General features: G+C 38.0%; 9 protein-coding genes. All 9 read left to right on the top strand.

All coding sequences use genetic code 11. The features are described 5' to 3' along the window. Positions 1-16 precede the first annotated feature (16 nt). The 9 genes from CCZ01_RS06405 (at position 17) to CCZ01_RS06340 (ending at position 12,035) form a co-directional block, all read left to right on the top strand. Entirely contained in the window at positions 17-784 is a 768-nt protein-coding gene (locus tag CCZ01_RS06405) for a TdeIII family type II restriction endonuclease (RefSeq protein ID WP_112052397.1), read from the top strand. Positions 785-875: 91 nt separating this feature from the next. Further along, positions 876-7,601, top strand: coding sequence for a glutamine-hydrolyzing GMP synthase (guaA, locus tag CCZ01_RS10835; RefSeq protein WP_258436898.1), 6,726 nt, complete (start codon positions 876-878; stop codon positions 7,599-7,601). A gap of 83 nt (positions 7,602-7,684) precedes the next feature. Then, the gene (locus CCZ01_RS06370) at positions 7,685-7,873 is read left to right on the top strand and encodes a GmrSD restriction endonuclease domain-containing protein (RefSeq protein WP_112052396.1); all 189 of its coding nucleotides are present in this window, start codon (positions 7,685-7,687) and stop codon (positions 7,871-7,873) included. Continuing rightward, on the top strand, positions 7,870-8,406 hold the full coding sequence (locus CCZ01_RS06365) for a DUF262 domain-containing protein (RefSeq protein ID WP_112052395.1): 537 nt from the start codon (positions 7,870-7,872) through the stop codon (positions 8,404-8,406). Before CCZ01_RS06370 ends, CCZ01_RS06365 begins: the two co-directional genes overlap by 4 nt. Before the next feature lie 215 nt (positions 8,407-8,621). After that, positions 8,622-9,128 carry a hypothetical protein gene (locus CCZ01_RS06360; RefSeq protein ID WP_112052394.1) on the top strand — a complete coding sequence of 169 codons (507 nt, stop codon included), beginning with the start codon at positions 8,622-8,624 and terminating at the stop codon, positions 9,126-9,128. Next, a complete protein-coding gene (locus tag CCZ01_RS06355; protein WP_181566347.1) occupies positions 9,074-9,370 on the top strand; it encodes an HNH endonuclease family protein in 297 nt (98 codons plus the stop codon). Before CCZ01_RS06360 ends, CCZ01_RS06355 begins: the two co-directional genes overlap by 55 nt. A 44-nt stretch (positions 9,371-9,414) precedes the next feature. Beyond that, on the top strand, positions 9,415-10,530 hold the full coding sequence (locus CCZ01_RS06350; RefSeq protein WP_112052392.1) for a hypothetical protein: 1,116 nt from the start codon (positions 9,415-9,417) through the stop codon (positions 10,528-10,530). After that, the gene (locus CCZ01_RS06345; protein WP_112052391.1) at positions 10,527-11,357 is read left to right on the top strand and encodes a DNA adenine methylase; all 831 of its coding nucleotides are present in this window, start codon (positions 10,527-10,529) and stop codon (positions 11,355-11,357) included. The genes CCZ01_RS06350 and CCZ01_RS06345 overlap by 4 nt, the downstream gene beginning before the upstream one ends. Before the next feature lie 303 nt (positions 11,358-11,660). Continuing rightward, on the top strand, positions 11,661-12,035 hold the full coding sequence (locus CCZ01_RS06340; protein WP_112052390.1) for a hypothetical protein: 375 nt from the start codon (positions 11,661-11,663) through the stop codon (positions 12,033-12,035). The last annotated feature ends 71 nt before the right edge of the window (positions 12,036-12,106 follow it).

Raw genomic sequence — 12,106 nt, 5'->3', positions numbered from 1 at the left:
AAATAAGGGAAAATCTATGCAAATAAAGCAAAACATCAAAAATCGCCTTAAAAATGCGTTGAGACAAAAATTTAGTAATTACACGCCAGAAACTTCATATATGCCTTTTCACACGAGACTTTTAGGTAGGGATAGAATGGCACTATATAGTTTTATTCAAAGCCTGAATACAAATTTTGGGACAAGTATTTTTGAGCCTGTGGCAGAAGAATTGGGATTAGCGAAGTTTGATAATATCACGCGTCAAGCCTTTGCAGGAGAAACTATCACCAGAGAAGCACAGCGAGTAATTCAAGATATTATGGATAACCTAGAAAGTGGAAGGGTAAAGCCGAACAAATGCAATGAAATAGAGAGAATTTTGCGTGTAGCACATAGTGGTGAGATTTCTACAATCAAACCTACAAAGATAGATTTATTGCTTCAAAAAGACAAGAGTGTATATTTAATTGATATAAAGACAGCTAAACCAAACAAAGGTGGTTTTAAGGAATTTAAACGCACATTGCTTACTTGGGTGGCAAGCTATGCCTATGCAAATCCAAATGCAGAGATTCATACGCTTATCGCTATTCCCTACAATCCTTATGAGCCAAAGCCTTATGAACGATGGACTATGGCAGGAATGTTGGATTTAGATTTTGAACTCAAAGTTGCAAAGGAGTTTTGGGATTTTATCGGTGGAAATGGGAGCTATGAAATGCTTTTAGAGGCTTTTGAAGAGGTAGGAATTGAGATGAGAGCTGAAATTGATGAATATTTTGCTAGATTCAACACGAAGTGAGATATTCAATGAGTTATTATAAAATCTTTAGAGGAATAAGGATAGCAATACACACAATCAGAGTGAATCTCCAATTTTAAAAGGATAATTTATGAATCAAGTGCAAATTTTAGTCTTAGACTTTGGGAGTCAATACACACAATTAATTGCTAGGCGACTGCGGGAATATGGCGTCTATACCGAAATCGTGCCATATTTTGAGAAGCTAGATTCTATCCGCGCACGCAATCCAAAAGGGATAATCCTAAGCGGTGGTCCCGCAAGTGTGTATGAAAAGGACGCCTACAAGCCAGATTCGAGGGTGTTTGAGCTAGGTATCCCCGTGCTTGGAATCTGCTATGGTATGCAGTATATAGCGGATTTTTTCGGCGGTCGTGTCGTGCGGGCGGAGGCACAGGAGTTCGGCAAGGCAGTGCTAGAGATTGTCGAGCGTGTGAATGGGGATTCTCAAAACGCACACACATATATCGGGCGAGGGGATTCTATCCACGCAGATTCTATCCATAGAGATTTTCACAGCACAAATGCTTGTAGAAATGCCACACATTCTTTCACGCGAAATCCCCATTATGTAGCCTCAAATCTCACTTTGTGCAATACAGATTCTCAAAGCACCAAGCGAGATTGTTTGTCTCATCAGCGGGGGAGTTACGAGCAAGGGATTCATCATCAATGCGAGATTCTTAGGGCAAGTGGCGATTTTGTTATCACAAAGGCGAGTGAAGCGGATTTAGAGGAGATTCTCAATTTGCAACACACAGCCTTTATCCCGGAGGCAGAACGCGTAGGGAGGCTTGATATTGAGCCACTCACGCAGGATTTGGCGAGTATCAAGGAGGAGTTTCAAACCCACATATTTATCAAATGCGTTCATAATGATGCGATTGTGGGCAGTGTGCGAGGATGCGTGCGTGATGAGACGGCACATATTGGCAAACTTTTTGTCGCCCCTCAATATGCGGGCAATGGCTTGGCAAAGGCGATGATTGCGGAGCTTGAGCGATGTCTTCCAGCGAAGCGATATGAGATTTTTACGAGTGCAAAGAGCGTTGAGAATATCAAACGATATGAGAAACTCGGCTACAAGCAGTATGCAAAGAAATTGGTAGAAAATGATATAGAAATGGTGTTTTTGGAGAAATTCGTATCACAAAATCACACTATCCACGCAGATTCTAAACCTTTTCAATGTGCTGCATTACGCGCACTTCCAAACGCTAAGAGTATCAAAAAATCTCTCATTACTTTGTGGGAAGATTCTATGCGTGCGACGCATAGCTTTATCAAAGAAAGCGATATTGCAAACCTTAGAGATGAGCTGAAAGAGGGCTTAGAGAGCGTATTTGTGATTGTGGCGAGGCGAGAGAATGGGCGTGAAATGTGGCAAAAAGATGAGATTGTGGGATTTATCGGTATAGATTCTAAGAATATAGAAATGCTTTTTGTCTCACCGCGTGCGTTGCATCAAGGCGTTGGCAAGGCTCTTATCGCAGAGGCGTATAAGCAGGGCTTAAGTGTCTTTCAAACTATCAAGGTTTCTTGTAATGAACAAAACACAGACGCCTTAAGATTCTATCAGGATTTGGGTTTTGAGATTGTGGGGAGAAGTGCGCTTGATAGTGGCTCACGCCCTTATCCTATGCTATTTTTAGAGATTTCAAAGCCCAAACTACAATCCATTATAGAATCTTGGACTTCACACAATGCTTCAAAAGGTGCATATATGCAGGGGCAGGATTCTAAGGGCAGTGCATGGGGACAAAAAGTGATTTTGCAAACCAAACGCACGATATTGCGTGAGTTTAGGCAAAGCGATTTCGCGGAGCTAAAGCAGATTCTAAGCGATGAATCTGTGATGTATGCGTGGGGACATAGCTTTAGCGATGATGAGGTGCAAAAGTGGCTAGAGCAGCAGTTTGTGCGATATGAGCGTGATGGCATTGGCACTTGGGCGATGATAGAGACGCAAAGTGGCAAGCTCATCGGCACTTGTGGGCTGAACTATACGGAGATTAGCTTGGAGGGTGTGCAAAAAAGGCGAGTTGTTGAGATTGGCTATATTTTGAGGCGGAGTCATTGGGGCAAGGGCTATGCGTTAGAATGTGCGGAAATGTGTAGGGATTATGCGTTTGCAAATCTTGGGCTAAGTGAGGTGTATTGCCTCATCAAAGATGATAATTTCGCCTCAATGAAAGTCGCTAGGAAGCTAGGAATGCGTCTTGTTGGCGAGAATATTAAGAACTACAAGGGCGAGGATTTGCGACATTATCTTTTTTATGTGAAGAATGCCGAACTGATTTTTGCAGCACAAAAGTCCGAAGTGGCTCATAAGGGAACTCATAGTATAGAATCTCGTGGGGCAGAATCTCACATTGCAGACTTAGAAGAGGCAACAATCCATAAGATAGAATCTAGCGATATTTTTCTTGCAACCAAACGCACGATTTTGCGATGTTTCAATGATAATGACTTCGCAGAACTCAAAAAGATTCTAAGTGATAAAGAGACGATGTGGGCGTGGATAGAGGATTTTGATGATAGGGAAGTCAAGCGTTGGATTCAGCATGAGAAAGAAAACTACGCACGATATGGCGTGGGCTATTTTGCCATTATCGAGCCTCATAGTGGCGAGATGATAGGACAGGCTGGATTGCATTACAAAGAGCATTTGGAGCTTAGCTATATCGTGAAAAAAACTCATTGGAGTAAAGGCTATGCACTTGAGGTGTGCGAGGCATTACGCGAATATGCCTTTGCACATCTTGGCGCGAAAGAACTCTATGCGATTTGCAGGAGTGATAACCTCGCTTCACAGAATCTCGCGCGCAAGTTAGGAATGCAAAAAGTCGGCGAAGTGGGCGATAGTGTGGGGAGTGGCGAAGTGTATTTTGAGTTTGCCCTGAAGAAAGATAAATGGCGTAAATCATATCTTAAGACTTGTGGCAATGAAGTGAGCAATAGAAATATGAGCGTAAGACACACGATAGATTCTAAAGATTCTTGCCATACGCGCAATCATTACTTGAATCATTTTTCTTTTCACACCATACATAAGAATGAAAAAGAGAGTGTATTCACGCAATGGCAAAGCTATTTTCTTAGCAATCATAGCTTTATGGGTGAGAAAATCCTGCAAGAAATCACGCAGGATATTGCTCATGTGATACGCAATGGCAAAAATGTGAAGTGCATTGTAGATTCTCATAATCAAGAAATGATGGGCTTTGGCGTGTTGCGAGACAATCATTTTGAATGCTATGCGATGAATACTCAAGTCGCATACAAGGATTTGCTTGAGGCATTCCTTGTGCATATTATGGCAAATGAATTTTTGCACATTGCGACAATCACGACGCGTTGGGATATGCAGGACAAAAATGGATTGCAGTGCTATCTTAATCTCGGCTTTGAGAGAGTAAAAAAAGAGGGGAATATCGCCCATTTGAGCGTAGATTCTATGGCACTCAAGGCAAAATTGAGCGATACTCTCTATGGGGGGCGAAGTGGAGATTCTAAAGATTTGAGCAAAAATCCCCATCACTTCAATCAGCCTTGTAGCCTTAGCAATGAAGTGGATTTAGAGCAAGGCAGGGATTCTAAAAATCCTTGCCATACACGCAATCTTTTTTATGGTGTGAAGCAAGATTCTATCGTGTGGATGAGCCATGCGGACAAAGTCGAGGAGATACCGAGTGGATTTATCGAGCTAGCGAAGTCTGGCAATACGCATTATTGTGCGATTGCGGATTTGGAGCGAAATATTTATGCCTTGCAATTCCACCCCGAAGTCGTGCATAGCGAATGTGGCGGACAGATTCTCAAAAATTTTGCGGTGGATATTTGCGGGAGCAACACGGATTGGAATATGCAAAATTTCGTGCAAAATGAGATTATCAAATTGCGTAAAATCGTGGGGATAGAATCAAGTATGAAGTTTCAAGAAATTGATGATTCTAACTTCAAAGATGTGTGTGCATTGCGTGTGAAAGAGGAATTTAGCCATTTTATAGAATCTAATGCGGATTCTATCAATGAGGCGAAACAGGTTGGATATTGGAAAGCAAGGGCTATTTATGCTGATGATACGCTCGTTGGCTTTTGTATGTATGATTATGTGGCGATTGAGGATAGAGTGTGGATTGACCGCTTTATGATTGATGAGAAGTTTAGCAACAAGGGCATAGGAGGGGTAGCGTTTCGCACATTGCTTCGGAGGATTTTTGCTGAATTTGGCAAAGATGAAATTTATCTTAGCACCTATGATGAAAATATCGTCGCTATGGGCTTTTATGCAAAGATTGGATTCCAAAAAAATGGCGAGAGAGATAGAAATAACGAAGCGGTTATGGTGCTAAAAAGAGTAGATTTTGAAAGGAGTGAATCCGCTAGTAGGGCATCTAAGGGCGAAATACAAAAAAGAATCCCTTATAAAAAGAACCCACAAAATACGCCGAGACTAGATACAAAAAGACTCATTTTAAGGCGATTTGAAGCAAGTGATTTGAGGGCGATTTTTGAAATTTATAGCGATGAGGCGACAAATGTTTATCTGCCTTGCTTTGTGTGTGAGAATCTTGCTCAAGCTCAAAATATTTTTGCTCAAAAATATCAAGCAATTTATGCAAAAAAGCAGGGCTATAAATATGCAATATGCCTCAAAAATGAGAATATCCCCATAGGCTATGTGCATATAGAGTGTGAGCCGCCCTATGATTTGGGCTATGCGTTGCGCAGTGAGTTTTGGGGCAATGGATATGCTTTTGAGGCGCTTAGTGCGGTGCTTGATGAGGCGCGAGAGAATCTGCCCTATATCAGTGCGACACACGATATACAAAACACAAAAAGCGGGGCTTTGATGTGTCGTCTGGGAATGCCTCGCTATTATGCCTACAAGGAGCATTGGCAACCAAAAAATAAAGAAGTGGTGTTTTGCTATCATCAATTCAATTTTGCACAAAATGTGGAGATATATCGCGGATATTTGACGAAATATGAGCTGATAGAGGAATATGAGGAGTGCTATTGCGATACTTGCGTGAGAGATTTAGAATCTCACAATATAGAATCTCAAACCACACAAGATTCTCATATAGAATCTCAAACTTCCGCTATGGCTCATTCGTGCAAGAAAGATTCTGTGCGAAGTGAGAAAATCCACAATGATTTTGTGCGTTGTGAGTGGGCAAGGGCGAAAAATCCCGATGATGAGAGGCTTTATCAGCACTACCACGATAATGAATGGGGCGTGCCACTTTATGATGACAACAAACTCTTTGAATTGCTCGTGCTAGAGGGTATGCAAGCGGGGCTTTCGTGGCTCACAATCCTCAAAAAACGCGAGGCTTTTAGAAAAGCATTTGATGATTTTAATCCTGCTATCGTGGCGAAATATGATGAGGCGAAAATCACGGAGCTAATGGTGAATGAGGGCATTATCCGCAATCGCAAAAAGATAGAATCTGCGATACATAATGCAAAGGTATTTTTGGAGATTCAAAGTGAATTTGGGAGTTTTTCGCATTATATTTGGGGCTTTGTAGGAGGGAAACCCCTTGATAATTGCCCTCGCACGATAGCGGATTTGCCTCCTCGCACGCCATTATCAGATACAATCAGCAAAGATTTGCAAAAGCGGGGCTTTACATTCGTCGGCTCAACGATAATGTATGCCTTTATGCAGTCTATGGGTATGGTGAATGACCATATAGAATCGTGCGTGTGTCGTCGTAAAATGCGAGATTCTATCGATGAATTCATAAAGCCACAAGATTCTGTAAATGACACGAGGCAAAATATTTTTGATGAGAAATTGGGGTTGCGTAGTTGTGAGCAAGGAGATAAGACTAGGGCGTCTATCGACGAAGCGAGCGACAAGCTCCACAATTTATCGCAAAAAGACGAACCTAGTAAGCCTTGCAAGGTGCTATGTGCGGTGAGTGGCGGTGTGGATTCTAGTGTCGTGGCGACTTTGTTGTATCGTGCGATTGGTGAGCGACTGATACCGGTATTTGTGGATACGGGGCTTTTGCGACTTGGGGAGCGTGAGGCGGTGGAGAAGATGTTTCGCGAAAACTTGCGTGTGCCGCTCATCACGATTGACGCCAAAGAGGTATTTTTAGGCAAACTTAGAGGCGTGAGAGAGCCAGAAACGAAGCGTAAAATCATCGGCGAGACTTTCATCGAAGTGTTTGAGAAAGAGGCGAGGAAGCATAATACAAATGGTGAGATAAAGTTCCTCGCACAAGGCACGCTCTATCCTGATGTGATAGAATCTGTGAGTGTCAAAGGTCCGAGTAAGACGATAAAATCTCATCATAATGTCGGTGGATTGCCTGAATGGATGAAGTTTGAGCTTATCGAGCCATTGCGGGAGCTTTTTAAGGACGAGGTGCGCGCACTTGGGCGGGAGCTAGGTATGCCTGAATCTATGCTTATGCGGCATCCATTCCCGGGTCCCGGACTTGCGATACGCATAATGGGCGAGGTGAATGAGGCGGACTTGGAGCTTTTGAAGAGGGCAGATTCTATATTTATCGAGGAATTGCGCAATAAGGGCTATTATGATAGCGTGTGGCAGGCATTTTGCGTGTTGCTCAATGTCAAAAGTGTCGGCGTAATGGGGGATAATCGCACTTATGATAATACGATTTGCGTGCGTGCGGTGGAGGCATTGGACGGAATGACGGCGACTTTTGCACATTTGCCCCATGATTTTTTAGAGGGTGTGGCAAATCGAATCATCAATGAAGTAGAGGGCATAAATCGTGTGGTGTATGACATCACGAGTAAGCCACCCGGCACGATAGAGTGGGAGTAAAGGGGAAGATATAATGTAAATATTAAGTAAAAATATAATATAATTGTATTTATCTAAATTAGGGAGTTATTGGGAGAGTATCAATGAAGGCAAATGAAAGTAATTTTGGTTTTATAGAACAAGAAAGTTTGATTGAAATACCATTTTTTCAAAGACAATATGTATGGGAAGAGGAACAATGGGAGCAACTTTTTGATGATTTGCTAGATAGCTTTAAGAATAAAAGAGAACATTTTTTACAAATGCAGGTGAGGGGTCTCATAGAAGTTTGATTGATGGACAACAAAGATTAACAACATTTTCAATACTTGTAAAATCACTTTATGACTGCTTAGATGAGAAGTATAAAGGAGATTATGGAAAGTATCTATTTAAAGAACCTACAAGCGATAAAAATCCAAAAATTCAACATTCTAGGATTGATAAAGAATATTTTAATAAAATTTTACAAGCAGAAAATTATACTTCTTTGCAAATTGATGGATATAATCGGTTAGTAAAATGTTATGAATATTTTACTAAAAGAATTGAAAATAACATAGAAAACAAACTTGATTTTTTAAAATTTATAAAAAATTCTAAATTATGGGTTATTATTAATTTAGATGCAAATGAAGATGAACAAAAAATATTTGATTCCATAAATACTGCTGGATTAAAACTTACAGCAACAGACATTATAAAAAATGCAATTTTTGCAAAAGTAGTTTTTTTAAAAATGGAATATGAAAAAATATATCAAGAATATTGGGAAAATATATTTGAAACAGAACAAAAAAAGATTTTTGGGAACAAGAAGTTGTAACAGGGCGAATTAAAAGAGTTCAAAGTGAGATTTTCTTACACGCTTTTGCTGTTATACAAGGATTCTTTGATACAGATAAGGATACTTTGGAAAACCTGAGTAGTATTTATAAAGAAAAAATAAAATAGTTTGATGCAGAGGAGATAGAAAATTTTTTATCTCTTATTAAAGAATATGCAAATATTTATCAAAATTTTCCATGCATTACAAAAGGTATGGCATTAAGCTTTGATAATACTGAAAATAGATTATTTCATATTTTAAAGATTACAGATACAAATACAGCAATGCCATTATTATTGGCTTTAAAATATACATTGAAAGATAAAAAGAAGTTAAATTCTTGTTTTAAAGTTTTAGAAATATTTATAATAACTCGTTATGTTTGCAATATGAACAATAAGGATTACAATAAAAATTTTGCTACTATCTCAGTAGAGTTTTGTAAGAGTAAAGATACAAAAGTATTAAAGAGTTTAAGTTTTCCTAAACAAGAACAAATAGAAGAATCGTTAAAATATATTCCAAGTAATAAAAATAAAAAAGCTAATCTTATTTTATTTTGGATAGAACTTTACAGAAGATATAGCAATAAAAATAATCAAGATATTATTGAGTTATCATATAATTATACCTTAGAACATTTGTGCCCACAATCATGGAAACAATGGAGTATGTTATTGAAAATGATGATGAAGCAAATGAGTTTATTTATCAAATAGGTAATATGACTTTACTTAAAGGTTCGCTTAATAGTCAAATAAAAAATTCTTTATGGAATATTAAATTAAATGGTGATGGAAGTAAGAAAAATTGTATTAAAAAATGTGCAGATTTAAGTATTACACGAGATGATTTATTGGATAAAAAAGAATGGACAAAAGATGATATAAAAGAACGCACTGCAAGACTAACTAAAGAATTTCTTAAAATATGGGATATTAATTATATTATAAATGATTAACATCATAGATAAAATCTGCCAACGAGTAATAAGAGCTATCCAAAATGCTACTAGCCAAAATTCAAAACTTCTCATATCAAAAACAATGGCGAGAGAATCTTGAGATTTTTGATATATCTCAAACTAATATTAATGATTTGCCGAGCAAATGTCTCATTACTATAAACAACAAAACCTTTGCAATAAGCAAATGGGTAAGCCCCAAAAGGACGCGTTCTTACCCGTATGCACGAGTTTATGATACTTTTGATTGTTCTGCGACTAAGATTGTAACGATTATCCCGCTTATCAAAGATGAAGGGAAAGATGGCGATATGGATTATTTGCAATGGGATAGTGTTTCGCTAATGAGTCTTTTGAATATCTATGTGATTATTAGCTATTATGAGAGTGCAGAGACAAATACGAGAAACCCAAACAAACTAAATAAAATCACTCATCAGCGATTTGGCAATGACTACATTACCAAGCAACTTAGCGAACTTACAAACTATCATCAATCCGCACTCCATTGGAATCTTAATCAACTTAGTAAGGAAAATTTACTTAGCAAAATCACGCTTGTGAAAAATGCCTATCAACATATCTCAAAAATCCTCAAAGTGCAACTTCATAATCCAAATAATATTGATAAATTTGCAACAAATCTTTCAAAAAATAGAGAATCTTTTATGCGATATTCGAGACAAAAAGCACAAAATGCTCAAAATAGAGAGTTTCTTACGCTTCAGCCAAAAGAATCTATCGGTATAGGTGAAAAGACAAAAATTACCATTGAAAATTATTTGGGTGGATATTATTTTTTTACCATCGATGATGTGATAGAAAAAGATAATATTTTGTATTTGATTGAGAGTAAGCATAGTAGAGATTCTATATTGCCCTCAAGTGATGATATAAAAGATGGTTTGCTTAAACTTATGCTTTATCATAATCTTTCAATCCTTCAAGATTCTATAGGCAAGAGGGAATTTAGAGTGATTTTACGCTTGACTTCTACTACACTCAAATCAAGTATTACACTGCCAAATACAGCACAAAATAGAGAAACTTTTATGAAAAATAATAATTTTAACGAGAAACAAAAAAGTATTCTTCATTCGCTCAATCTCGAATCTCAAAAGAATAATTTTACTATTTGGTTAGAGAATATACAATGACACAAGCGATTCACACTCTCTCATCGATAAAATCCCCCTTGCGTTATCCCGGTGGCAAAAGCAGGGCGATAAAATTCTTAGGGCAATTTATTCCACATGATTTCAAGGAATATCGTGAGCCTTTTTTTGGTGGAGGTTCGATAGGATTTTATATTGCCCAGCAACGAAGTGGTATGAAGCTCATCGCAAATGACTTAAATTACGAACTTTATTGCTTTTGGGATTGTCTTCAAAATAATCATATTAATCTCATTAGGGGAGTTGAAGAACTAAGGCAAAAATTTGAGAGCGGAAGGGATTTGTATGATTTCCTCATTGCGAGGCGAAATAGCGATTTAAGCCCATTGCAGAGAGGGATTGACTTTTTTATCCTCAATCGTATCACTTTTTCAGGTGTGGTTGATAGTGGTGGATATTCGCAAAAGGCATTTGAGGGGAGATTCACACAAAGTTGTATTGATAGGCTCATAGAATCTCATTCCATTATCACAAATTTTGAATTTCACGCAGAGGATTTTGAGGGCATTATCAAGCGTAAAGGGGATAGTGTCTTTATGTTTTTGGACCCGCCTTATTATCGTGCGAGTAAGTCCAAACTCTATGGCAAAAAGGGAATCTTGCATACAAGCTTCAATCACGAGGCTTTGCATAGGGTGCTTTGCAAGACAAATCATCGATTTTTGCTCACTTATGATGATAGCGAGTATATTCGTCATCTCTACAAGGATTTTTGTGTGATAGAGTGGGATTTGCAATATGGTATGAATAACTACAAGCAGGGGCGAGCGAGCAAAGGCAAAGAGTTGCTCATTAGCAATTATTTATAATTAAAGAAGTGCATAGAGCAGGATTTTAATCACAAAATTATATTAAAATAAATCTCAAATTAAGATTCTATGTTTGGCTCAATCTTGTGGAATACTCCGCTTAAAATAATCTCATAAATGCGAAATGTTAAGGAGATTTTTTGTAGGCACTTTAGATTTGTAGCCTCATTAAACATTTATGAAAGACAGCTATAATCCCGCTTATTTTATCTGTGGGATATATTATTTAAGCGAAAATTAACCCTACTTAGTATTGTTTTAGCCATATTTTTTGCTTTTACTTATTTCATTATGCGTCTTTTTATGCAGTTTGCTTTTATTGATACTGCGCCTGCATTGAGTGATATAGCCTCAATGTATAGAATCGGGTTTCTTTCTGATATGCGTGTAGTTTGTGTAATGGTTGCAGTGATTTTGCTCTGTGCGTATTTCACACCGCCTTTAAGGTTTGTATTGAATCGTTATCTCTGTAATTTTTCCTTAGGGCTAAAGTGGGCAAAATTATTATTCTTTGCCTATATTGTGCTTGTAAGCTTTATTGTTATATTCAGTGCGATTGGCAATTTTTATTATTTTCAGACTTATCATACCAAAATTGATATTTTTATTTTTGGGCTTAAAGATGATGATACAATGTATCTGGTAATGTCTAAAATCAAAGTGGTATTTTGGTTTTAAAATTTTGAATGAGATTTTTAAAAATTTGAATTTTTAAGGGTGTTTTTTTGTTTAAATTGCGTGTTTATAGG

It is taken from the genome of Helicobacter monodelphidis (assembly GCF_003288845.1).
In the GTDB taxonomy this organism is placed as follows: domain Bacteria; phylum Campylobacterota; class Campylobacteria; order Campylobacterales; family Helicobacteraceae; genus NHYN01.
Note: the sequence above shows the minus strand (reverse complement) of the source record. Positions and strands in the feature narration are given on the sequence as shown.